18 protein-coding genes are annotated in these 24,674 nt (G+C 54.8%); 12 read left to right on the forward strand and 6 right to left on the reverse strand.

Going from position 1 to position 24,674, the window contains the following annotated elements; genetic code table 11:
• Positions 1 to 19 precede the first annotated feature (19 nt).
• Positions 20 to 304: a pyrimidine/purine nucleoside phosphorylase gene (ppnP, locus tag LA337_04860; GenBank protein ID UBI17030.1), complete on the forward strand. Its 285-nt coding sequence runs from the start codon at positions 20 to 22 to the stop codon at positions 302 to 304.
• A 50-nt stretch (positions 305 to 354) separates the two neighbouring features.
• Here the strand turns inward: ppnP and rdgC are convergent, their stop codons facing one another.
• Positions 355 to 1,266, reverse strand: a complete 912-nt coding sequence (gene rdgC / locus LA337_04865) for a recombination-associated protein RdgC (protein UBI17031.1) — start codon at positions 1,264 to 1,266, stop codon at positions 355 to 357.
• A gap of 91 nt (positions 1,267 to 1,357) precedes the next feature.
• Between rdgC and mak the strand changes: the two genes are divergently transcribed.
• Positions 1,358 to 2,266, forward strand: a complete 909-nt coding sequence (gene mak / locus LA337_04870; protein ID UBI17032.1) for a fructokinase — start codon at positions 1,358 to 1,360, stop codon at positions 2,264 to 2,266.
• A gap of 27 nt (positions 2,267 to 2,293) precedes the next feature.
• Here the strand turns inward: mak and araJ are convergent, their stop codons facing one another.
• From araJ to sbcD, 3 genes are all read right to left on the reverse strand, one after another.
• Positions 2,294 to 3,466 (reverse strand): MFS transporter AraJ, encoded by a 1,173-nt coding sequence (araJ, locus tag LA337_04875; GenBank protein ID UBI18404.1) that lies wholly within the window; start codon positions 3,464 to 3,466, stop codon positions 2,294 to 2,296.
• A 192-nt stretch (positions 3,467 to 3,658) separates the two neighbouring features.
• Entirely contained in the window at positions 3,659 to 6,802 is a 3,144-nt protein-coding gene (sbcC, locus tag LA337_04880) for an exonuclease subunit SbcC (protein UBI17033.1), read from the reverse strand.
• Positions 6,799 to 8,001 (reverse strand): exonuclease subunit SbcD, encoded by a 1,203-nt coding sequence (gene sbcD / locus LA337_04885; GenBank protein ID UBI17034.1) that lies wholly within the window; start codon positions 7,999 to 8,001, stop codon positions 6,799 to 6,801. Before sbcD ends, sbcC begins: the two co-directional genes overlap by 4 nt.
• 190 nt (positions 8,002 to 8,191) lie before the next feature.
• Between sbcD and phoB the strand changes: the two genes are divergently transcribed.
• The 5 genes from phoB (at position 8,192) to malZ (ending at position 15,363) form a co-directional block, all read left to right on the forward strand.
• A complete protein-coding gene (phoB, locus tag LA337_04890; GenBank protein UBI17035.1) occupies positions 8,192 to 8,881 on the forward strand; it encodes a phosphate response regulator transcription factor PhoB in 690 nt (229 codons plus the stop codon).
• A 50-nt stretch (positions 8,882 to 8,931) separates the two neighbouring features.
• Positions 8,932 to 10,227 (forward strand): phosphate regulon sensor histidine kinase PhoR, encoded by a 1,296-nt coding sequence (gene phoR / locus LA337_04895; protein ID UBI17036.1) that lies wholly within the window; start codon positions 8,932 to 8,934, stop codon positions 10,225 to 10,227.
• Between the two features lie 405 nt (positions 10,228 to 10,632).
• Positions 10,633 to 11,952, forward strand: a complete 1,320-nt coding sequence (gene brnQ, locus LA337_04900) for a branched-chain amino acid transporter carrier protein BrnQ (protein UBI17037.1) — start codon at positions 10,633 to 10,635, stop codon at positions 11,950 to 11,952.
• Positions 11,953 to 12,033: 81 nt separating this feature from the next.
• Positions 12,034 to 13,407, forward strand: coding sequence for a proline-specific permease ProY (gene proY, locus LA337_04905; protein ID UBI17038.1), 1,374 nt, complete (start codon positions 12,034 to 12,036; stop codon positions 13,405 to 13,407).
• Positions 13,408 to 13,545: 138 nt separating this feature from the next.
• Positions 13,546 to 15,363, forward strand: coding sequence for a maltodextrin glucosidase (malZ, locus tag LA337_04910; GenBank protein ID UBI17039.1), 1,818 nt, complete (start codon positions 13,546 to 13,548; stop codon positions 15,361 to 15,363).
• Here the strand turns inward: malZ and LA337_04915 are convergent.
• Positions 15,357 to 16,259 (reverse strand): LysR family transcriptional regulator, encoded by a 903-nt coding sequence (locus LA337_04915; GenBank protein ID UBI17040.1) that lies wholly within the window; start codon positions 16,257 to 16,259, stop codon positions 15,357 to 15,359. The genes malZ and LA337_04915 overlap by 7 nt on opposite strands.
• Before the next feature lie 273 nt (positions 16,260 to 16,532).
• On the opposite strand from LA337_04915, the gene LA337_04920 reads away from it, so the two are divergent.
• From LA337_04920 to LA337_04940, 5 genes are all read left to right on the forward strand, one after another.
• Positions 16,533 to 17,174, forward strand: coding sequence for a hydrolase (locus LA337_04920; protein UBI17041.1), 642 nt, complete (start codon positions 16,533 to 16,535; stop codon positions 17,172 to 17,174).
• A gap of 174 nt (positions 17,175 to 17,348) precedes the next feature.
• Positions 17,349 to 17,894, forward strand: coding sequence for an antibiotic biosynthesis monooxygenase (locus LA337_04925; GenBank protein ID UBI17042.1), 546 nt, complete (start codon positions 17,349 to 17,351; stop codon positions 17,892 to 17,894).
• A gap of 21 nt (positions 17,895 to 17,915) precedes the next feature.
• Positions 17,916 to 19,784 carry an amidohydrolase gene (locus tag LA337_04930; protein ID UBI17043.1) on the forward strand — a complete coding sequence of 623 codons (1,869 nt, stop codon included), beginning with the start codon at positions 17,916 to 17,918 and terminating at the stop codon, positions 19,782 to 19,784.
• A gap of 136 nt (positions 19,785 to 19,920) precedes the next feature.
• Positions 19,921 to 22,578: a DUF2339 domain-containing protein gene (locus LA337_04935; protein UBI17044.1), complete on the forward strand. Its 2,658-nt coding sequence runs from the start codon at positions 19,921 to 19,923 to the stop codon at positions 22,576 to 22,578.
• A complete protein-coding gene (locus LA337_04940; GenBank protein ID UBI17045.1) occupies positions 22,575 to 23,972 on the forward strand; it encodes a DUF3999 domain-containing protein in 1,398 nt (465 codons plus the stop codon). Before LA337_04935 ends, LA337_04940 begins: the two co-directional genes overlap by 4 nt.
• A 48-nt stretch (positions 23,973 to 24,020) precedes the next feature.
• Here LA337_04940 and LA337_04945 read toward each other — a convergent pair whose 3' ends face one another.
• Positions 24,021 to 24,623, reverse strand: coding sequence for a peroxiredoxin (locus LA337_04945; protein ID UBI17046.1), 603 nt, complete (start codon positions 24,621 to 24,623; stop codon positions 24,021 to 24,023).
• Positions 24,624 to 24,674 lie beyond the last annotated feature (51 nt).

The raw sequence follows: 24,674 nt of genomic DNA on the forward strand, positions 1-24,674 counted from the left end.
ACGAGATAGGGCCAGTTGTATGCTTCAAAGTAATGAATACTTTTCCGGCAAAGTAAAATCGATCGGTTTTACCAGCAGCAGTACTGGCCGCGCCAGTGTAGGCGTGATGGCTGAAGGTGAATATACCTTTGGTACCGCGGCGCCTGAAGAGATGACGGTCGTCAGCGGCGCACTGAACGTGCTGCTACCAGGGGAAACCGAGTGGAAAGTGTATGCCGCGGGGGACGTGTTTAACGTGCCGGGCAGCAGCGAGTTTCATCTGCAGGTGGCAGAGCCAACATCCTATCTTTGCCGCTATCTGTAAGCGTAAAAATGACGAATGGCGACATTGAGCCGCCATTCGGTAAAAACGGCTTAACGTTGCGCTTCGCCGCCTAATCCTTCCACCAGACTTTTAATCAGCGCCGCCAGTTCACCCGTCATCAGGATAAAATCGGCATCAAAACGCTGAGCATAATCTTCGCGGTCGATATCTTCGTTCTGATCGCGCAGCTCGTCGCTAAACTTCAGACGCTTAACAGAGCCATCGTCACACATAACGAACTGAATGCGCTGTTGCCAGTCGAGAGCCAGCTTGGTGACCAGTTTGCCCGCTTCGATATGCACGGCGATTTCGTCGCAGACCAGATCCTGCTTTTTCGCGCGGATCACACCACCGTCTTCAAGGATCGCTTTCAGTTCGGCTTCATCAAGCAACTGGAATCCCTGAGCCGTTGTGCCGGAGCGAACCCATTCGGTCAGCGTCAGCTCAATAGGGTTTTCCATCGTCAGCGGAACGACCGGCAGCGAACCGAGACTCTTACGTAGCAGCGCCAGCGTATCTTCGGCTTTCTTCGCACTCGCGCAATCAACCATGATCAGATCGTTGACGGTGTCGATCCACATCATTGTCTGACTGAAACGGCTAAAGGCGCGCGGCAGCAATGAGTGCAGAACTTCATCTTTCAGCGAGTCTTTTTCGGTCTTCTTGAGTTTGCGACCTTGCTCAGCTTCCAGTTTGAATATTTTGGCTTCCAGCGCCTGTTTGATAACCGGCGATGGCAGAATTTTTTCTTCTTTGCGGGCGCAGATAATAATTTGGCCATTGGCGGTATGCGTTAATGCATCGCTGTGCGATCCCATCGGCGGAACCCAGCCCATTTTTGCCATATCCTGGCTACCGCAAGGGGTGAACGTCATTGATGCCAGCTGTTTTTCCATCTCTTCGGCACGCAAAGAAACATCGCGGCTAAGACGGTAAACCATTAAATTTTTGAACCACAGCATGATAATTTCCACGGCCTTGTCGTTAAATCCAGCGGGCATGATAGCGAATTGTCGCTATGCTTGCATTGTTAATCGGGAAGAGGAGTAAACAGTGCGTATAGGTATCGATTTGGGCGGTACGAAAACGGAAGTTATCGCGCTTGGCGATGCGGGCGAACAGCTTTTTCGCCATCGCCTGCCCACGCCGCGCGATGATTATCGGCAAACGATAGAAACCATCGCTGCGCTGGTGGAGATGGCGGAAAAAGCCACCGGGCAGACGGGAACCGTGGGGATGGGCATTCCTGGTTCAATTTCTCCTTACACCGGGGTGGTGAAGAATGCCAACTCGACCTGGCTTAACGGGCAACCTTTTGACAAAGACTTGAGTGCGCGTCTGAATCGTGAAGTTCGGCTGGCAAATGATGCCAACTGTCTGGCGGTTTCAGAGGCGGTGGATGGCGCGGCGGCAGGGGCGCAAACCGTGTTTGCGGTGATCATCGGCACAGGATGTGGCGCTGGCGTGGCGCTGAATGGTCGGGCGCACACGGGCGGCAACGGTACCGCAGGGGAGTGGGGGCATAATCCGCTGCCGTGGATGGATGAAGATGAGCTGCGTTTTCGACAGGAAGTCCCCTGTTATTGTGGCAAACAAGGTTGCATTGAAACTTTCATTTCCGGGACCGGTTTTGCCACCGACTACCAGCGTCTGAGCGGTAAGCTGCTCAAGGGCAGTGAAATTATCAGCCTCGTTAATGCGCAGGATGCTCTGGCGGAGCAGGCGTTGAGCCGCTATGAGCTTCGTCTGGCGAAATCACTGGCGCATGTGGTAAATATTCTCGATCCGGACGTCATTGTGCTGGGCGGCGGAATGAGCAATGTCGACCGACTGTATCAAAATGTTCCGACGTTGATTAAGCAGTTTGTCTTTGGCGGCGAATGCGAAACGCCTTTACGCAGAGCGCTACACGGTGACTCCAGCGGCGTTCGCGGTGCGGCCTGGCTGTGGCCGCAGGAGTAATGTTCGCGTAGCCGGGTAGCGCAGATGCTATCCGGCAGCGTGTGTCATCTGGGGGACTGCGCGCTTCAGGCGAGCGTATAGCAGCAGCGACGACATCGCAGAAAACGACAGCAGTGCCGCCGGCAGCGTCACGTAGTTGTAGGCAAAGCCCAGCGTCAGCATCATGCCACCGCAGTAAGCGCCAATCGCGCTGCCGAGGTTAAAGGCAATTTGCCCGCCAGCCGCACCCAACAGCTCCCCTCCTTTAGCGTTTTGCAGCAGTAAAATTTGCAGCGGCGCCGACAGCGCAAACAGGCCTGCGCAGCAAATAAAAGCGAAGGTCAGCGACGCGGCTTTGATTCCGCCACAGGCAAAGAGCAACAGCAGAGCCAGCACAATCACAAAGTCGGTTATTACCGCAATGCGCAGCGGCGTATAGCGGCCAGACAGCCGACCGCTCAGCAGGTTTCCCAACACCATTCCTAATCCCACCAGCATCATGATGAAGGTCATCAGCGCTTCGGAGAAGCCGGAAATGTACATCATGTACGGTTTGACGTAGCTGAACCAGGCGAATACCCCGGCGTTACCAAACATGGTGGCGGAAAAGATGAACCACGGGGCGGGGCTTTTCAAAAAGTGAAATTGTTCGCGCAGTTTCCCTTTTGCCTCATCGCTGATATTGGGGACCCAAAAAGCGACCGAGACTATTACGGCAATATTAAAGACGGCTATCAGCAGAAACGTGTAACGCCAGCTAAATTCCTGGCTCAGCCAGGTGCCGACGGGAATGCCAACCAGATTGGCCACGGTCATCCCCGAAATCATGCCCGCGACGGCGGCGGTGACTTTTCCCGGACGGGCCAGCTTCGACAGGATAATCGCGCCTACGCCGAAAAACGCGCCATGCGGGAAGCCGGAAACCAGCCTGCCTACCGCCAGCATGAAGTAAGAGGAGGAGAGGGTGAAGATGGCGTTGCCAATCACGCACAGCGTGACCAGAAACAGCAGAATATGCTTGAGCGAAAAGCGGTTGGAAAAGAGCGCAATAATGGGCGCGCCCAGCACCACGCCAAAAGCGTAAAACGAAATCATATGGCCGGCAGCAGGGATGGAAATGCCCACGTCCCGCGCCAGCTCGGTGAGTACACCCATGATGCCAAATTCGGCCATGCCCAGACCAAATGTCCCCAGCGCTAAAGAGAAAATGACTTTTTTCATACCACCTGCCAACAAGAAAGACGCAGGACGTGCGTCATAGCGGCGAACGTTCGCCGCCAATAGCGATAGCTTGCGGATAAGCGAAGTGGAATGCCATTTCATATCCGTCCCTGAGTATGCAATATTGTGCTACATAGAGTGCCGGAGGGCGCCAGCGCTTATCCGTCCTGTGAAACAACATCCGCTGGTCGATTACTCCACCGCAAACATCTTGTCGAGTTTGCTGTAGCCCAGTCCGTTGATTTTTTTAACCTTGATCTGTACCGGAATGCGCTCTTTCATCGCTTCAACGTGGCTGATGACGCCAATCGTTTTGCCGGTGGCATTAAGCGCATCCAGCGCATCCAGGGCGGTATCCAGCGTTTCGCTGTCCAGCGTGCCGAAACCTTCGTCGAGGAACAGGGAGTCAATCCGCGTTTTGTGGCTGACCAGATCGGACAACGCCAGCGCCAGCGCCAGACTCACGAGGAAGCTCTCGCCGCCGGAGAGCGTGCGCGTGTCACGCACGGCATCGGCTTGCCAGGTATCAACCACTTCCAGCTCCAGCGCTTCGCTGGCCTTGCGCTGCAACAGATAGCGGCCGTGCAGACGGGTCAACTGGTTGTTGGCAAGCCAGACCAGATTATCCAGCGTTAGCCCCTGGGCAAACTTGCGGAACTTATCTCCCTCTTTCGAGCCGATCAGCGCATTCAGATACCCCCAGTCTTCGACCTGCTGCGCGACCTTTTCCATCTCCTGCATCAGCGCCTGCTGCTGCTGGCGGCTGTCAGCATCCTGTTTCAACTGCTGGCGAATTTCGCCCTGACGAGTGGTGTTATCCCGTAGCTTCTGGGTGAGTTTTGCCAGCGCGTCGTGCAGTTGTTGTGCCGTGAGTGTGAGATCCACCCCAGTTGGCAACTGTTGTTGATGAGTCGCCAGCGCCTGCTGAGCCTGATTAAGCAGGGTTTGCGCCTGTTGCTGCTGGCCTTCGAGTGACTGCTTTAACTGCTCAAGACGGGTGAAGGTCTCTTCATCCAGCAGGGCGGCAATAAAGGCATCGCGATCGGGAAAAATACTGGCCTGCAATGCGGCATCAAACTGTGCCTGAATTTCTGCGGCGCGCTGAACGTCCTGCGCCTCCTGCTGTTGCAAAGTTTGCCACTGCCCCTGTAAGGAGAGGCAATCGTCGTGCACCTGCCGCCAGTTTTCCAGCGACAGACCCTCATTGTTTTCAGGAAGTGCCTCGGTTTCTGGCAGCGTTTCCAGCAGCGGCGCAAGCTGGGCTATTTGGGTCTGTAAAGCGCTCAGTTCGCTCTGGCGTTGTTGCCACATTTGGGCTTCGTTCGCCCGTTCGCTCAGCCATGAGGCGACGTTATCCTCAGCCGGAAGGGACAGGCCATGACGGGCCAGCTCGGCGGTTAGCGCCGCCTGACGCTGTTCAATATGCTGCTGGATCTGAGTTATTTGCTCTGTATGCGCGGTGATTTGCGCCTGCAGGGTATGGCGCAGGCTCAATTGGTGAAGCTGCTGCTCATGCTCTTCCTGGGTGGCAAGCCATGGGGCGATGTCATCCTGCGGTTGCAGTGTCACGTTGAGGCTGGCGGTGACCGTCTGCCACTCTTGAGTAAGTGCTTGCTCCTCCTGAGAAAGCGTCTGTACTTCGCGTTCATCCCGCTGAAGCTGCTGGCTTATTGCCTCGAGCTGTCCGCGTAGCGTTGAACCCTCATCGGCCAGCGTTTTAACCTCTTTTTCCAGCGCCTCACGTCGCGTCTGATTCACGCTCAGTTCGAGCGTTTGATAGCGCTCAATTGCCGGATGTGCGGTGGAGCCGCAAAGCGGGCAAGGCATACCGGATTGCAGTAATGCCCGCTGGCTTTCCAGATCTTTGATACGGGCTTCCTGCTCACAAATGATTCTCACATCGGCAAGCTGCTGATTTTTATCTTTATAACGTTGACGTTTTTCGGCAAGCACCGCGTTGCGTTGAGTCAGCTCATGCTGACGCTGTACAAGCGTGGCGCGTAGTTGCGCCAGCTGCTTTTGCTTCGGGGCGATTTGTCCGTGCAGGTTGCTCAGTCGCTGGCGTAACGGACGACGCTGCACATGTTGCGCCAGCGCTTGTGTTACCTCCTGCGGCGAAAGGGTCAGCGTGGGAAGCGCCAGCGCATCGAGCTTACGCATGTCGTTTTCTCGCAACTGCTGCCACTGGCGTAGCTGGGCACTGGCATCGGACTGTTGGGCCAGCAGCGCTTTCCAGCCTGCCAGTTCGCAACTCCACAAGCGGAAGCGGTCATGTTCGTTCAGCCAGTCGGTTAGCGTCTGTTGTCCGGCGAGCATCGCGGTCGATTGCGTGTGCGCCTGCTGACGGATGCGCCCGCGCAGCGCTAAGCTGCTTTGTAAGCGAGCATTCACTTCCTGAATCTTCTGCCGCGTGCGCGCGATAGTAGCCGTTTGTTCCTGGATTCGCTCCCAGTGTGGGCGTAACGCTCTGGCCGGTTGCGCCAGACTCAGCGCCGCCAGTTGTGGCTGCGCGTCTTCTTGCGCCTGAAGAGCAGCCTGTAATGCCTGCTGGTGGCGATTTATGTCCGTTTGTAGCTCATTTTGCCGAATAAGCCAGTTGAGGTGCTGTTGCTGGACGTGCTGGCTGGTAATGTATTGTTTTTCTTCGTCAGTAAGTACCTGCAAACTTTCCGTCAGGGACTGCACCTGCTCTGGTGCTAATAGCGCAACGCCGCTGGCCTGGGCCTGCAGTTTTTCCAGCGCCGTACGCGCTGATTTGTGTTTTTCAAACACCATCGCGGAAATTTGGCCGTAGATCTCAGTGCCGGTTAGCTCTTCCAGCAGCTCGGCGCGCTCTTTCGGTTTGGCATTAAGAAATGCGGCGAACTGCCCCTGAGACAGCAGCATCGAACGGGTAAAACGACCGTAATCCAGCCCGGTAAGCTCGGCGGTCATCTCCAGCTTGTCTTTGACTTTATCGGCGAGGATTTTACCATCGGCGCAGCGGGCCAGTTCTACGCGCGGGACCTGTAGGTTGCCCTCAGGCTGGTTGCGTGCCCGGTTCTGACTCCAGAAAGCGCGGTAGGCTTCGCCCCGCACCTCAAATTCGACCTCGGCCAGACACTCTGCGGTGTCGCGGGTCATCAGGTCGTTTTGCGACTGTGACACGGTATTCAGGCGTGGCGTTTCGTGGTACAGCGCAAGGCAAATCGCGTCCAGCAGGGTGGTTTTCCCCGCCCCCGTTGGTCCGGTGATGGCAAACAGCCCGTTGCTGGCAAAAGGCTCGGCGGTAAAATCGACTTTCCATTCTCCCTTCAGGGAGTTGACGTTTTTCAGGCGCAGGCTGAGAATTTTCATGCTTCAGCCTCCCCGGCAAGCGTGTGCAAGGTTGCGCTAAACAGCTGGTTAAGCCGCTCACGCTGTGGTTCTTCGAGTTCTTCCAGCGCCAGACGGCGGTCAAAAACTTCCGCCACACTCAGTTCACTTAACGTTTCACGCCGTTCATTGGCCATGATACGTTCGCGCTGTTCCCGGCTGCGGCGCACCAGTAACACCTCTACCGGTAAATCTTCGGTTAAGGCCTGGATTTTGCGCTGCATATCATGCAGATAGTCGTCGGTGGTGATTTCAATATCCAGCCACACCGGCGGCTCTTGCTGCATGTCGCGCCACTGGTCAAGCTGGGCGGTAATGGCGGCTAAATCGCCTTTCAGTACTGCAAGCTGCTGCGTGACCGGGACGGTGAGATTTTCGACGGCGCTGAGTTTCCCCGCTTCAAAGCTCACCAGATGTACACATTTGTTTTTGCCGCACTCGTCAAAACTGAGCGCAATCGGCGAACCGCAGTAGCGGATATGTTCCGTGCCGCCGATAACCTGCGCCCGGTGAATATGTCCCAGCGCGATGTAGTCCGCTGGTGGGAAGTTTTGTGCCGGGAAGGCGTCCAGCGTACCGATATAAATGTCACGTACGGCGTCACTTTTACTGGCGCCGACGGTGGTCAAATGTCCGGTCGCAATGATGGGGATATTCCGATCGCCGCGCAGCGTACAGGCGTCCTGATACTGCTGCTGGTAATAATCAGTAATCGCGCCCAGCAAATGCTGCTGTTTTTCTTGTCCTGTCAGTCCAGCCTGGCTGGTGATGATGTCGCGCGGACGTAAAAAAGGAACCGGACACAGGATTGCCCCCGGGGTGCCGTCGCGTTGCAGCAGAATTTGCGGCGCATGGCCGGCGCTGGCAACGACCGTGGTGTTGAGAAATGCCAGAATGTCGCGAGATTCATTGAGCGTGGCGACGGAGTCGTGGTTACCTGCCAGCACCACCAGATGACAGCCGGTTTGCTGCAAATTGACGACAAAGCGGTTATACAGCTCTCGGGCATAGCTTGGCGGTGAGCCAGTATCGAAAATATCGCCTGCCACAATTATGGCATCCACCTGCTGGGATTGCGCCGTTTCCAGCAGCCAGTCGAGAAAGGCCTGATGTTCAGCGGCGCGGCTCTTGCTGTAGAAATTTTGGCCCAGATGCCAGTCAGACGTGTGAAGGATGCGCATAAGAGTTCCATGACGATAAAACAATGGCGGGGATTATAACCCTGTAAGGACGTTAATATCTTGTCTCCGGGCTGTCATAATTCGCCGGGCTGCGTTAAACCTGGGCTATCTTTTCATAAATCTGTCATAAAACTGACGCATAATGGCACTGTATTGATGGCAAACGATTTAATTATAAACAGGGCAAATCATGGCGAGACGTATTCTGGTCGTAGAAGATGAAGCTCCAATTCGTGAAATGGTCTGCTTCGTGCTCGAGCAAAACGGATTTCAACCCGTTGAAGCCGAAGACTATGACAGTGCTGTGAACCAACTCAATGAACCCTGGCCGGATCTCGTCTTACTTGACTGGATGCTTCCCGGCGGCTCGGGTCTGCAGTTTATTAAACATCTCAAGCGCGAAGCGATGACGCGGGACATCCCTGTGATGATGCTGACGGCGAGAGGTGAAGAGGAAGACCGCGTTCGGGGTCTGGAAACCGGCGCGGATGACTATATTACCAAGCCGTTTTCTCCCAAGGAGCTGGTGGCGCGTATTAAAGCGGTTCTGCGTCGTATTTCCCCGATGGCGGTGGAAGAGGTTATTGAGATGCAGGGGCTAAGCCTTGATCCGACCTCGCATCGCGTGATGACCGGCGAGGATCCGCTGGATATGGGGCCGACCGAATTCAAACTGTTGCACTTCTTTATGACTCACCCTGAGCGTGTCTACAGCCGTGAACAACTCCTCAATCATGTCTGGGGAACCAATGTCTACGTGGAAGACCGGACAGTGGATGTGCATATCCGCCGCTTACGTAAAGCGCTGGAGCACAGCGGACATGATCGTATGGTGCAGACGGTTCGCGGGACGGGATATCGTTTTTCGACCCGCTTCTGACTGACAAGAATCATGGCCTGATGGATTAGGCCGTAAATGGAGTAAGACGTTTGCTAGAACGATTGTCATGGAAAAGGTTGGTACTGGAGCTGATCCTGTGCTGCATACCGGCATTTATCCTTAGCGCTTTTTTCGGTTACCTGCCCTGGTTTTTACTGGCGTCGGTAACGGGCCTGCTTATCTGGCATTTCTGGAATCTATTACGTTTGTCCTGGTGGCTATGGGTCGACAGAAGCATGACGCCGCCGCCGGGGCGAGGCAGTTGGGAGCCGCTGTTATATGGGCTGCATCAAATGCAGCTTCGCAACAAAAAGCGCCGTCGAGAACTGGGTAACCTGATTAAACGTTTTCGCAGCGGGGCGGAATCGCTACCCGACGCGGTGGTGTTGACCACCGAAGAAGGCGGTATCTTCTGGTGTAACGGACTGGCTCAGCAGGTTCTGGGACTGCGCTGGCCGGACGATAGCGGGCAAAATATTCTTAACCTGCTTCGCTATCCGGAATTCACACAATATCTGAAAACGCGCGACTTTAGCCGGCCTATCAATCTGGTGCTCAATACCGGACGGCATCTGGAAATTCGCGTGATGCCCTACACCGATAAGCAACTGCTGATGGTGGCGCGCGACGTTACCCAGATGCACCAACTTGAAGGTTCACGACGTAACTTTTTTGCCAACGCCAGCCATGAGCTGCGTACGCCGCTGACGGTGTTACAGGGTTACCTGGAAATGATGCAGGAGCATCCGCTGGAAGGGACGACGCGTGAAAAAGCGCTGCATACCATGCGTGAACAAACGTACCGCATGGAAGGACTGGTGAAACAGCTGCTGACGCTGTCAAAAATTGAGGCTGCACCGACGTTGCAACTGAATGAGAAGGTCGATGTACCCATGATGCTGCGCGTAGTTGAGCATGAAGCGCAGACGCTGAGCCAGCAAAAACATACGTTTACCTTTGATGTTGATAACAGCCTGAACGTGCGGGGTAACGAGGAACAGTTGCGTAGCGCTATCTCGAATCTCGTCTACAACGCAGTAAACCACACGCCTGCGGGAACGCACATTACCGTACGCTGGCAGCATGTGGCGTCGGGGGCGGAGTTTTGTGTGGAAGATAACGGTCCGGGCATTGCCGCCGAGCATATTCCACGTTTGACCGAACGTTTTTACCGAGTGGATAAAGCGCGATCGCGGCAAACAGGCGGTAGCGGGCTGGGTCTGGCCATCGTGAAGCATGCGCTGCATCATCACGACAGCCGCTTGAATATCGAAAGCGAACCAGGTCAGGGGACGCGATTTAGTTTCGTGATCCCGGAACGTTTGATTGCCAAAAGTAACGGTTAAAGCACATTCGTAAGATTAACTTTCCAAAAGCCAGCACAAGCTGGCTTTTTCCATGCGGTCAATATATGACTCCTGAATTTTACGACGTTTGATTGTTTTTTGTTCGAACTATTACCCATACCTTTTTCCATGAAATGGTGTTTTGTGCTAACCCAATTTTTCATATCGCTATATTGTTCTGGTTTTTGGATCCCACCTTGCTTTAAAACGTTATAAGCGTTTAAATTGCGCTCCAGGTGCTGTCATACCGACTGCATTTGCGCGGTAAATCGAAAAACTATTCTTCGCCGCGCCAGCTCGGGAGTGTTTCCCGCTGGAATTGAGCAAAAATGCCGCTGTATTGTCCCCCAGGGAAAGGCAAAAATTTATTATTTTCAACACCACATCCACAGGCAGTAAGACTTTATGACCCATCAGTTAAAATCGCGCGATATTATCGCTTTGGGATTTATGACATTTGCACTGTTCGTTGGTGCAGGTAACATCATCTTCCCCCCAATGGTTGGTTTGCAGGCAGGTGAACACGTCTGGACTGCGGCTTTTGGCTTTTTGATTACCGCCGTTGGTTTGCCGGTGCTTACCGTTGTCGCGCTGGCGAAAGTCGGTGGTGGTGTGGACCGACTGAGCACGCCTATCGGTAAAGTCGCCGGTCTGCTGCTGGCGACCGTTTGCTATCTGGCAGTTGGGCCGTTATTTGCTACTCCACGTACCGCGACGGTCTCTTTCGAAGTCGGGATTGCACCGCTGACCGGTGACTCTGCGTTGCCGCTGTTTATCTATAGCGTTATCTATTTCGCGATTGTCATTCTGGTTTCACTGTATCCGGGTAAACTGCTGGATACGGTTGGTAATTTCCTGGCGCCGCTGAAAATTCTGGCGCTGGTGGTACTGTCTGTCGCTGCAATTGTCTGGCCAGCGGGCCCGATCAGTAATGCGATGGAGGCCTATCAAACTGCGGCGTTTTCTAATGGCTTCGTGAACGGGTATCTGACCATGGATACGCTGGGCGCGATGGTATTTGGTATTGTTATCGTTAACGCTGCTCGCTCGCGTGGCGTTACTGAAGCGCGTCTGCTGACCCGTTACACCGTTTGGGCGGGTTTAATGGCAGGTGTGGGCTTAACGCTGCTGTATCTCGCGCTGTTCCGTCTGGGTTCAGATAGCGCGATTCTGGTCGATCAGTCTGCTAACGGCGCGGCAATTTTGCATGCGTATGTTCAGCACACCTTTGGTGGCGCGGGAAGCTTCCTGCTGGCGGCGCTGATTTTCATCGCCTGTCTGGTCACCGCGGTTGGCCTGACCTGCGCATGCGCAGAGTTCTTTGCCCAGTATGTTCCACTGTCTTATCGTACGCTGGTATTTATCCTCGGCGGCTTCTCGATGGTGGTCTCTAACCTGGGTCTGAGCCATCTGATTCAGATCTCTATTCCGGTGCTGACGGCTATCTATCCGCCATGTATCGCACTGGTTGTATTAAGCTTTACCCGCTCATGGTGGCATAATTCTTCCCGCGTCATTGCACCTGCGATGTTTATCAGCCTGATTTTTGGTATCCTTGATGGCATTAAAGCTTCTGCAATTGGCGACGTGTTACCGGCCTGGACCCAGCGTTTACCGCTGGCGGAGCAGGGGCTGGCGTGGTTGATGCCAACAGTCGTGATGGTGATCCTGGCAGTTATCTGGGATCGCGCAGCGGGTCGACAAGTGACCTCCAGCGCACACTAATATCACTGACAATAAGTTTTAACCACGGGGCTATTAATATGGCCCCGTGGTTTTTTTATTGTGTTAACAGGTTAGGAATCGATGGAAAGTAATAACAAGCTAAAGCGTGGGCTGAGCACCCGGCACATCCGCTTTATGGCATTAGGTTCAGCAATTGGCACTGGGCTGTTCTACGGCTCGGCCGATGCCATAAAAATGGCGGGGCCAAGCGTATTGCTGGCCTATATTATCGGCGGTGTAGCGGCGTATATTATTATGCGTGCGCTGGGCGAAATGTCCGTTCATAACCCGGCTGCCAGCTCCTTCTCGCGCTACGCGCAGGAAAACCTTGGACCGCTGGCAGGCTACATCACCGGCTGGACCTACTGTTTTGAAATCCTGATTGTCGCTATTGCCGACGTGACTGCCTTTGGTATTTACATGGGGGTCTGGTTCCCTGCCGTTCCGCACTGGATTTGGGTCCTCAGCGTGGTGCTGATTATCTGTGCCATCAACCTGATGAGCGTGAAGGTGTTTGGCGAGCTGGAGTTCTGGTTTTCGTTCTTTAAGGTCGCCACCATTATCATCATGATTGTCGCCGGTTTCGGCATCATCATTTGGGGGATTGGCAACGGCGGGCAACCGACCGGTATCCATAACCTGTGGAGCAACGGCGGTTTCTTCAGCAACGGCTGGCTCGGCATGGTGATGTCGTTACAAATGGTGATGTTCGCCTACGGCGGGATTGAGATTATCGGGATTACCGCAGGTGAAGCCAAAGACCCGGAAAAATCTATTCCGCGCGCCATCAATTCCGTACCGATGCGCATCCTCGTGTTTTACGTGGGGACGCTGTTCGTCATCATGTCCATTTACCCATGGAACCAGGTTGGCACCGACGGTAGCCCGTTCGTTCTGACGTTCCAGCATATGGGCATTACCTTTGCCGCCGGGATCCTCAACTTTGTCGTACTGACCGCGTCGCTGTCGGCCATCAACTCTGACGTCTTCGGCGTGGGTCGTATGTTGCACGGTATGGCAGAGCAGGGCAGCGCCCCGAAAATGTTCGCTAAGACCTCGCGTCGTGGCGTGCCGTGGGTCACGGTGATGGTGATGACCATCGCGCTGCTGTTTGCGGTGTATCTTAACTACATCATGCCGGAAAACGTCTTCCTGGTGATCGCCTCTCTGGCGACCTTCGCCACGGTATGGGTGTGGATTATGATCCTGCTGTCGCAGATTGCCTTCCGTCGTCGTCTGCCGCCGGAAGAGGTCAAGGCATTGAAATTTAAAGTGCCGGGTGGGGTTGTGACGACCGTTATTGGCCTGATTTTCCTGGTCTTTATCATCGCGCTTATCGGCTATCATCCGGATACCCGTATTTCGCTGTACGTCGGCTTTGCGTGGATTATCCTGCTGCTGGCCGGCTGGGTTTTCAAGCGCCGTCGCGAGCGTCAACTGGCTGAAGCGCAGTAATATTTTTGCCGGGTAGCCTGATGTTACCCGGCAATTTTCTCCTCCCCCGAGCTCCTCCCCCAATAAACGTTAAGATGAGGAGTGATCCTGCACTTCGCTATGGCAAGGTGACGTCATTATCATCAAAGGGGATACGTGATGTTGAACGCCTGGCACCTTCCGGTTGCCCCATTTGTTAAGCAAAACAAAGATCAACTGACGATTACATTATGGCTGGCGGGGGAGAATCCACCCCAGCGGGTGACGCTACGCGCAGAAAACGATAACGAAGAGATTTCGCTGGCTATGCACAAGCAGCGCAGCCAGCCGCAGCCGGGCGTGACCGCGTGGCGAGCGGCAATCGATCTCTCCAGCGGGCAGCCTCGTCGACGCTATAGTTTTAAATTACTTTGGCTCGATCGTCAGCTGTGGTTTACCCCGCAGGGTTTCAGCCGTTTTCCGCCTGCGCGTCTGGAGCAGTTTGCGATTGATGTGCCGGATAACGGTCCGCAGTGGGTCGCCGATCAGATTTTCTATCAAATTTTCCCGGACCGTTTTGCCCGCAGCCAGTCGCGTGAAGCGGCTCAGGATAATGTCTATTACCACCACGCGGCCGGGCACGATATTGTGCGGCGCGAGTGGGACGAGCCGCTTATGGCTCAGGCCGGCGGCTCCACGTTTTATGGCGGTGATTTGGATGGCATCAGTGAAAAGCTGCCGTACCTGAAAACGTTAGGGGTCACGGCGCTGTATCTGAATCCGGTGTTTACCGCGCCGAGCGTGCATAAATACGATACCGAAGATTACCGCCATGTTGATCCACAGTTTGGCGGCGACAGAGCACTGCTGCGCCTGCGTCACAACACCCAACGGCAGGGCATACGGCTGATTCTCGACGGTGTTTTTAACCATAGCGGCGATTCGCACGCCTGGTTTGACCGGCATAATCGGGGAACCGACGGGGCGTGCCATAATCCGCAATCTCCCTGGCGCGACTGGTATCATTTTTCAGATGATGGTGTCGCGCTCGACTGGCTGGGGTATGCCAGCCTGCCTAAGCTGGACTTTTCCTCCGCAAGCCTGGTGAATGAAATTTATCGCGGCGAAGACAGTATCGTCCGCCACTGGCTGAAAGCGCCGTGGAGTATGGACGGCTGGCGTCTGGATGTGGTGCACATGCTGGGAGAGACCGGTGGCGCGCGCAACAACCTGCAGCACGTGGCCGGTATTACGCAGGCGGCAAAAGAAACCCAGCCAGGGGCGTATGTGGTGGGCGAACATTTTGGCGATGCGCGCCAGTGGTTGCAGGCTGATGCCGAAGATGCCGCCATGAACTATCGCGGCTTTACTTTCCCCCTCTGGGGATTCCTCGCCAATACTGATATCTCATACGATCCGCAATCTATTGATGCCCAGACCTGTATGGCGTGGATGGACAACTACCGTGCGGGTTTGTCGCATCAGCAGCAACTGCGGATGTTTAATCAGCTCGACAGCCACGATACCACCCGTTTTAAATCTCTGCTTGGTAAAGACGTTGCACGGTTACCGCTGGCGGTGGTGTGGCTGTTTACCTGGCCTGGCGTGCCCTGTATTTACTACGGTGACGAAGTGGGGCTGGATGGGAACAACGATCCATTTTGTCGCAAACCGTTCCCGTGGCAGCCTGAAAAACAGGACGCTAACCTGCTGGCGTTGTACCAGCGGCTGGCTAAATTACGCCATCAAAGCCAGGCGTTACGCCATGGCGGTTGTCAGGTGATTTACGCCGAGGATAACGTGGTGGTGTTTGTCCGCGTGCTAAACCGTCAGCGAGTGTTGGTGGCGATTAACCGTGGCCACGCCTGTGAAGTGGTCCTGCCAGCCTCGCCATTACTGAGCGTTAGCCAATGGCAGCACAAAGAGGGTAAAGGCCTGCTTGCTGATGATATCCTGACGCTGCCGGCGATTACCGCCTCGGTGTGGTCAGGTCATTGATATAAGCGCGCAACCTCCCGGCTTGCCAGCAGCGCGTCTCGCCACCAGCGCTGTGCCAGCCCATCACGGTTATTGCGCCAGGCCATATAGGCCACGTCTTTTTGGCGAAATGAGATAACCGTTTTTTCCACCAGCTCGCCCGTGGCAAGCCACGGGCTGGCAATATGACGTGGGAGAAATCCGCAGCCCATGCCGGCCCGAAGTAGCATCACTTTACTGTGGAAGTCATCGACGCGGATCTGCGCTTGTTCTTCCATCAGATTGGTTTGTAGCGGATGACAAAAGCGCGCACTGTCGCTGATAACAATCGCCCGATGCAGGCACAACTGCTCGTTGGTCAGGCCGTCCGGTGCTGCGGCCAGCGGATGCTCAGGCGCAACGACAAACACATTGTCCAGCGTACCGAGCATTTTGTAGGACCAGGCCGCAGACGTTGGCGGTTCATTAATCGCTCCCAGAATAATATCTGCTCCATTATGGGTCAGTTCCTCCCAGGAACCCGCCAGCGTATGGTGGGTAAAGCTCAGGCGAGTTTGCTTATTCAGCGCGTGAAATTCATCGATAATCGGCAACAGCGAGGCGAGGGGAAAGGAATCGTCCAGCGCAATTGCCAGCTCTTTTTCCCAGCCTGAACTCAGCTGCACTGCCTGCTTTTCGAGATCTTTTGCCGCGCTCAGCAGCAAACGTCCCTTTTCCAGCATCATCTGTCCGGTGTCGGTAAACTTAGCCCGGTGTCCAGAACGGTCAAGCAACTCGATATTCAGGTCGCTTTCCAGCTTTTGAATCATATAGCTGAGTGCCGCAGGGGTTTTAAACAGCGATTCGGCCGCCGCGGCAAATGAACCCTGTTTGTCGAGTGCGTCGAGAATGAGCAAAACATCCAGATTGATGCGCATAAGCAGAAAATATCCTGAAAATTAAACCCCTCTGTTGTACCGAATGAAGAAAAACAATGCCAGTGAATAAATTAGATGAGTTATGCGCATTTTTTTGATGTTGTTTAGGATATATCGCAATACAAAATTAATAGTTTCACAGGATGGTAAGTTTTCTTTAATAACTCGTTAGAAATTTCCCGCTATACTCAACAAGCTTTCTGATTCAGGATCCTGCTGCTGACGGCAGATACAGACCGTTGCCTTTTAACTTATTGATTAAGAAGGTGTGATATGTCTATTCGGGAACTGATTGACCCTCAAAACTCTACGCTTATTTTTATTGATCATCAGCCGCAAATGTCATTTGGTGTAGCGAATATTGATCGCCAGACTTTAAAAAATAATACCGTGGCATTAGCGAAAGCCGGGAAAATATTCAATGTTCCGGTGATTTATACTTCTGTGGAAACGAAAAGTTTTAGCGGATATATCTGGCCAGAATTGTTAGCGGTTCATCCTGATGTAAAACCCATTGAACGCACCTCAATGAACTCCTGGGAAGATGCGGCGTTTGTGAAGGCCGTGGAAGCGACCGGACGTAAAAAACTGATTATCTCCGCGCTGTGGACCGAGGTATGTCTGACTTTCCCTGCGCTGATGGCGCTGGAAGCGGGCTACGAAGTGTATGTGGTGACCGACACTTCCGGCGGTACGTCCGTAGATGCCCATGAACGTTCTATCGATCGTATGGTGCAGGCGGGCGCCGTTCCCGTGACCTGGCAACAGGTTCTTCTCGAGTACCAGCGCGACTGGTCACGCAAAGAAACTTACGACGCCGTTATGGATCTGGTGCGCGAGCACAGCGGCGCTTACGGTATGGGCGTGGATTATGCCTATACCATGGTGCATGGCGCGCCGGAACGTAAAGCTTAAATACACGTCATCCTTCATGTTGCATCTTTGTTGGCTTCGTTTGCGTACCCCGGTCACTTACTTATGTAAGCTCCCGGGGATCCACAACCTTGCCGCCTCGATGCACCATGAATGATTTTTGTGTATTGCTTTCCTGGCCTAAGCGGCCTGTTTCCTCTCAACAAGGAACCCTTCATGGCGCAGAGCAAACATGTGACGTTGGTGATTACCCACACCCTGCTACCTGAGCAGGCGCAGCGGTATGAGCAGTGGTTGGGGAAAATCATGCCTGTAGCGGCTGAATTTCCCGGTCATCTCGGCGCGAACGTGATTCGCCCAGCAGATGGCAACAACCTGTGGAACATCATTATCCGCTTCGACACGCTTGAGCATCTGTATAACTGGACCCAGTCCGATACGCGCCGCGTGCTGGTCGAAGAGATTGCTCCACTGCTGGCGGAAGGTGACAAAACCGAAGTTCGTACCGAAGCGGCATTCTGGTTTACGCCGCCCGCGCCCCATGTACGCCAGCCCAAACGCTGGAAACAGTTTCTGATAACCCTGCTGGTGATATTTCCCAGCACCAATCTGGTGCCGTGGTTGACCGGCATGGTGCTGCCTGCAATGAAGGGCTCGTTACTCCTGCATCTCATCAATGATGCCTTTGTGGTTGCGCTGGTGGTCTGGTTCTGGATGCCCATCGTAACCCGTCTGTTTGCCGGATGGCTGAAAAAAGCCTGACCGGTTTCTCAGGAGATTGATATGTCGCAAACTGCCACATTAATTCTGACTCACGGAAAAATTCATACTCTCGAAAAACAAAACCCGCAGGTTGAGGCGGTGGCGATCGCCAATGGTAAAATCCTGGCGACCGGGAGCCACGAGCGGGTAATGAGCTTTGCCGCCGAAGGGACGCAGGTTGTTGATCTGCAGGGACATACGGTGGTCCCGGGTCTGAACGATTCGCACCTGCATCTCATTCGCGGCGGTCTGAATTACAATCTGGAATTGCGTTGGGAAGGCGTGCCGTCGCTGGCGGACGCGCTACGTATGCTTAAAGAGCAGGCGGACAGAACGCCGTCGCCGCAATGGGTACGCGTGGTGGGAGGTTGGAGTGAATTCCAGTTTGCCGAACGTCGCATGCCAACCCTCGAAGAACTGAATGAAGCTGCTCCCGATACTCCGGTTTTTGTTCTGCATCTCTACGACCGGGCTTTGCTCAACCGCGCCGCGCTGAAAGCCGTCGGTTACACCAAAGCGACGCCGGATCCGGCGGGCGGTGAGATTGTGCGTGATAGCAACGGCAACCCGACCGGAATGTTGATTGCCAAACCCAATGCCATGATCCTTTATTCGACGCTGGCAAAAGGACCAAAACTGCCGCTGGAAATGCAGGTTAACTCGACCCGTCAGTTTATGCGCGAGCTGAACCGTCTGGGACTGACCAGCGCCATCGATGCGGGCGGCGGGTTCCAGAACTACCCGGAAGATTATGAGATAATTGAGCAGCTACACGCCAATAAACAGATGACGGTGCGTATCGCCTACAACCTGTTTACCCAGCGTCCGAAGCAGGAACTGGAAGACTTTGAACGCTGGACCGATATGCTCAAGCCAGGGCAGGGAACCGACTTCTATCGTGCCAATGGGGCAGGGGAAATGCTGGTTTTCTCGGCCGCGGATTTTGAAGACTTCCTCCAGCCACGCCCGGATCTGCCGGAAGGTATGGAAGATGAGCTGGAGCGCGTGGTGCGACACCTGGTTGAGCACCGCTGGCCGTTCCGCTTGCATGCTACCTACGATGAATCCATCAGCCGAATGCTGGACGTGTTTGAGAAGGTAAATCGTGATATCCCGTTCAATGGTCTGCACTGGTTCTTCGATCACGCCGAAACGATTACCGAACGGAATATCGAGCGTGTAAAAGCGCTGGGGGGCGGGATAGCGGTTCAGCACCGTATGGCGTTCCAGGGCGAATATTTTGTCGATCGCTACGGTAAAGATGCGGTCAAACATACACCGCCGGTGGCGAAAATGCTGGCGGCTGACGTTCCGGTCGGATTGGGGACTGACGCCACCCGCGTGGCCAGCTACAACCCGTGGACCGCGCTCTACTGGCTGGTTTCGGGCCGTACCGTTGGTGGTATGGCGATGTACGATGATAACAATCGCCTGCCACGCGATGTGGCGCTGGAACTGTGGACGGCCGGTAGCGCCTGGTTCTCCAGCGAACAGGGTAAGAAAGGGCGCATCGAGAAAGATCAACTGGCCGACCTGGTGGTGCTGTCTAAAGATTACTTCAGCGTGCCGGAAGAAGAGATCAAAGGCATCGAGTCGGTGATGACCATTGTCGATGGCAAAGTGGTGTACGCGGCAGGGTATTTCACTCCGCTGGCACCGCCAGCCATTCCGGTTGTGCCGGACTGGTCGCCGGTAGTGAAGGTGCCGGGGCACTATCGCTCAGCGCCACCTGCTGCGGCGAAAATTGGCGCAATGGTGCAGATGCACCAGTGCTGCGGCAGCTGCGGCGTACACGGTCACCAGCATGATATTGCGCGTAAGTCGGGGATTCCGGTGTCGGACGATCGGGCTTTCTGGGGCGCACTTGGTTGCTCCTGCTTCGCGTTTTAATCCCTCCTCACAGCCCCTGGCCAAACGCAGGGGCTGATTGTATTTTCTGAAAAGCGGGTCATAGTGTTAACAGATATGGCGTAACTGCAACAAATTGTGTCATTCTGGTCTGTCTTTATACAGTGAAGGTGGAAACATGGATGAGCTGCTAACCCTTGGCTGCATTGTTTTATTCTTCGCGCTGGTAGTGGTACCTTGCCTCGCGATCGTGGCATACAGACGCAGTGCGGCGGTACGTTCCGAACTGGTGGCCTTGCGCCGTCGGGTAGAGGAACTTGAGCTGCGCGGCGTGGTGCCAGAGTCTGTGGCGCAGGCAACAGCCATTGAGCCGACGCCTGCAACAGAGAGTATTCTTTCTGATGCGCCAACGTCTGCGATTAGCAACGTGGTGCCGGAACCTGTCACTGAGCCGACGCCGGAACTTGTTAACCCGTGGGCTTCGCAGCCGAAGCCGGAGAAAGCGGCGGTATCCACGCCCAACGTCGAGCGCCCTTCTGCTTTTGGTGGGGTGATGTCATCGCTGGTGCGCTGGTTTATGCAGGGCAACCCGTTGGCAAAGCTCGGTATTTTGCTCCTGTTCCTGGGGCTTTCTTTCCTGTTGCGTTACACCGTCGAACATTCTTTGTTTCCGCTTGAGCTGCGCCTGGTGGCTGCCGCATTGTTTGCTATTGTCCTGTTGGCACTGGGCTGGCGGTTAAGGCATAAGCAACCGGTCTATGCGCTGATCCTACAGGGCGGGGCTACGGGGGCACTCTATCTCACCGTCTTTGGCGCGTTCCGGCTGTGGCAAATGCTGCCCATGACGCTGGCATTTGCGCTGCTGGTGGCGATTTGCGCGGCCAGTGTGGGTCTGGCTATTTTGCAAAAGGCACTCAGCCTGGCGATGCTGGCAAGCCTTGGCGGCTATCTCGCGCCGCTGCTGCTTTCCACCGGCGGCGGCAGTCATGTCGCACTCTTCTCTTTCTATCTTTTGCTCTCGGTGGGCATTCTCGCCATCAGCATCTGGCAGCACTGGCGGGAGCTGAATCTGCTCGGCCTGCTGTTTACCTTTGGTGTTGGTGGTTTGTGGGGACTGGATGACTATCGGCCTGAGTATTACCTGAGCTGCCAACTTTTCCTGATCGCCAACACCATTATTTTTGGCGTGCTGAGCGTGGCGCTATCGCTTCGGGCGCAGGAAAAAGGCAAACAGATTATTGACGGCGTGCTGCTGTTTGCTCCTCCACTGATAGGTTTTGGCATGCAGTATGCCATTACCCGACATATGGCATATGGTCCGGCGCTCAGCGCGCTAGGCTACGGTGGTTTCTATCTGGTGTTGGCGACGCTTGCCTTGCGGCGTTCGTCTTCTCTGGGGAGACCTCTGGTATTAGCTGCCCTGGCGCTCGGCGGCGCATTTACCACCCTGGCCATTCCGTTGGCGCTTTCAGCCCGTTGGACGGCGATGGCCTGGTCGCTGGAGGGGCTGGGTATCCTCTGGTTGGGCGTGCAACAACAGCAACGACGCATGAGTTATAGCGGTACGGCGCTGCTCGTGCTGGCCGTGGGCAGCGCGCTATGGGCGCTGACGAACGGCACAACCGCACTTTCGATGATGCTGATTTTTGCCGTGCTTAGCCTTAGCTGGCTGGCTGGTGCATGGCTATGGCGCAACATTCGGATACAGGGCAGTTGGGGGCTTCTCGCGGGTGGTTTGCTTTTCTGGATTATTGCACTTGTTGCGGCATCGCAACTCATCCTGAAACAGGATCGGTGGGTGCTGTCTGGCGTGTTGGCATTAATGGCGGTATCGGTTTGGGGCTGGCGAGCGATTGCTGGTCGCCTGGCATGGCGGGAGCTGGATGCCAGTAAATGGCTGCTGTGGCCGATGATGCTCGTGGTGCTGATGTATCAAATCTCTTTGCAGCAGATTTTTGCGGCGGGTTGGCCGAATCTGGCCTGGTGTGCGGCGCTAGTTGTTGCGCTGGCGCTGCTCTGGCGTGACGCGCAGATATTACCGCCAGCGCTTTCCCGGCTGGCGCATTTGTCGTTCTTCTGGATGATTTTATTGGCGCTGGCGGTTGAGCTGTTCTGGTTCGCGCAGGCGCTGCCGTGGGGCAGGGCTGCGTGGGGAAGCGGCCTGATGATGGCGGCTGGTGGGCTGCTGGTTTTCATGGTTTATCAAGCGGTTCATCGCAAGCTCTGGCCGTTTCGCATCTGGCCGGCCCTCTATTCTGTTCAGGCGATGATTCCCGTTGCGCTGGCACTGGTCGGTTTGCTCGTGCTGACGAATTTACAGGATGGCGTGGTTTATCGTCAGACGTATCTGCCGTTGCTCAACCCGTTGGAAGAGGGCGCAGCGTTTGCCCTGCTGGGGTTGGTGGTGTTTTATCGCGTGTCTCAACGCTATTTCCCGGTTCAGCTTTCCATATGTCGCCCATGGCCGGTTGTGGCGCTGATGGCGCTCAGCTTTTGGTGGCTTAATGGTTTGCTGCTGCGCGCGTTGTCCTGGTATGGCGAAGTTGCGTGGAATGTCCAGGCGCTATGGGATTCGCGGCTGATTCAAACCTGTTTTGCTCTGTTCTGGATGTTAGCGGCGCTGGTGGTGATGCTGCGAGCGACCCGGCGTCGCTCGCGCCAGGAATGGCTATGTGGCGCGGTTTTGCTGGGGATAGTCATCGTTAAACTGATGCTGGTGGACAGCGCGGGAGGCGGCGGCCTGGCGCGCGCGGTCGCGTTTATTGGCGTGGCCATTCTGGTGCTGATTATTGGCTATTTTTCACCCTTACCGCCCAAAACTGGAGAAGAAAAATGAAATGGATGAAAGCGGTTCTCTGGAGTGCTCTGTTAGGAGCAACCGGCGCTGCGTCGGGCAGTAATACGGCTACGGATGCGCCAGCAGACTACGCGACGGGAGTGAAGCTCTTTACGCCTGGGTCAGAGCAGTGGTATAGCCTCCCTCTGCCTTTAGCGGTATACCACGAGGCAGTCTGGCCGGACTTACGTGATATCAGGGTGTTCAACCGTCAGGGTGACGTAGTGCCTTTCACTCTGCTGGCAGAAAAAGCGCAGGCAACGTCCCCGAAAACCATTCCTCTGCGCCTTTTCCCGTTTGATTCTACGGCGCAGCAGGTGACGCCAACGCAAGATAATGAACGACCCGCGGTCCTGCTGCGTTCTAAAAATGGCATAGAAATTCGCTTCGAAAGTGAAAACCAGCAATCCATCGGGCAGAGTTATTTAATCGCTTTGCCAGACGATGTGAAAGAGACGCCATCGCTGTCCCAGTTACGTTTGATCTGGGATGCGCCTGCGAAAAACTGGCAGGGAACGGCATCGCTTTATTACAGCCGCGATTTGCGTGACTGGAGGTTGATTACAGGAAATGCGCCGCTGATGGATCTGACGCATAGCGACGACCGGTTGAAAATGGACACCTTAGGCGTTGATGATTTGCGAATGTCCGCTGATGGCGTCCCCTGGCTGCTGCTGATTCTTGATTCGCAAAGTCCTGCGCTGAATCTGAGCGGGGTGAGTGGGATAACCCGTGAGGAGCCTTCGCTTATCCGGCCTGTTTCGATGAATGCTGAAGCGGAGAGAATCGCCGAAAACCAGGCGATTTGGCGATGGTCCAGGCCGCAACCGTTGACCTCATTAAAGGTTTCACTGGATAACGAAGGCGTGTTGCCGGTTGAACTTGAATGGCGCAAGGCAGAAAAAGAGGCCTGGCAGCCTTTAACCCGAACGGTTCTCTACAATCTGGAAAATCAGTATTCGGATGATATTCCGCTCTCCGGTGAATTGGTTGAGGCTGTCCGGATGACGACGCTTCAGGCGCGTTTGCCTGCCACCTTACCCGTGCTCAGAGGGGAGCGTGAAAGCTATAAAGTGATTTTTAACGCGCAAGGCCAAAGCCCGTTTATCCTGGCATGGGGAAACAAAGCAGCGGAACCGGCGAGCATCAGTCTGGCGATGCTGATCCCGGAGGCGTTACGCAAACACAACGACCCCGACAAAATGTCGCAGGCTTTTGAGGATGAACGGGTCACCCTGGGTGGCGAGGCAAGGCTGACGGCAACGTCAGTCGCTGAGCAACAAAGCCAGTGGAAAACGCTGTTGGTATGGGGGGCGTTGATACTTGGCGTCGCCGTACTGGCTCTGATGGCGTGGAGAATCTGGCGAGAAGTGAAAAAGGGTAATCCGACATAAACCAATAAAAAAGGCCCGCATTGCGGGCCTTTTGTCGATTCATGCCAATTACAGGCTGGAAACGTTCTCGGTCAGGTATTTTGCCACGCCGTCCGGAGACGCGTTCATACCTTCTTTACCTTTTTCCCACTGTGCCGGGCAAACGTCGCCGTGCTCTTCGTGGAACTGCAGCGCGTCAACCATGCGCAGCATTTCGTCGATGTTACGACCCAGCGGCAGATCGTTAACCACCTGGTGGCGAACAACGCCGTTAGCGTCGATCAGGAAAGAACCACGCAGAGCAACGCCCGCTTCCGGGTGCTCGATGCCGTAGGCTTTCTGAATTTCGCGTTTGATGTCAGCAACCATTGCGTATTTCACTGCACCGATGCCGCCTTTGTCGACAGGGGTGTTACGCCATGCGTTGTGGACAAATTCAGAGTCGAAGGAAACGCCAACAACTTCAACGCCGCGCTTCTGGAATTCTTCGTAACGTTTGTCGAATGCGATCAGTTCAGACGGGCAAACGAAGGTGAAGTCCATCGGCCAGAAGAACAGAACGGTAGTTTTACCGTTGGTATGCTGTTTGAAGTTGAAGTTTTCAACGATCTCACCGCTACCCAGTACCGCAGCTGCTGTGAAATCCGGAGCCTGACGAGTTACCAGTACCATATAATTCTCCTGCAATGTTAAGGGGTTTTTGGAACGCAACGCGGGCCAGTA

The organism is Citrobacter europaeus (assembly GCA_020099315.1).
Lineage (GTDB): Bacteria > Pseudomonadota > Gammaproteobacteria > Enterobacterales > Enterobacteriaceae > Citrobacter > Citrobacter europaeus.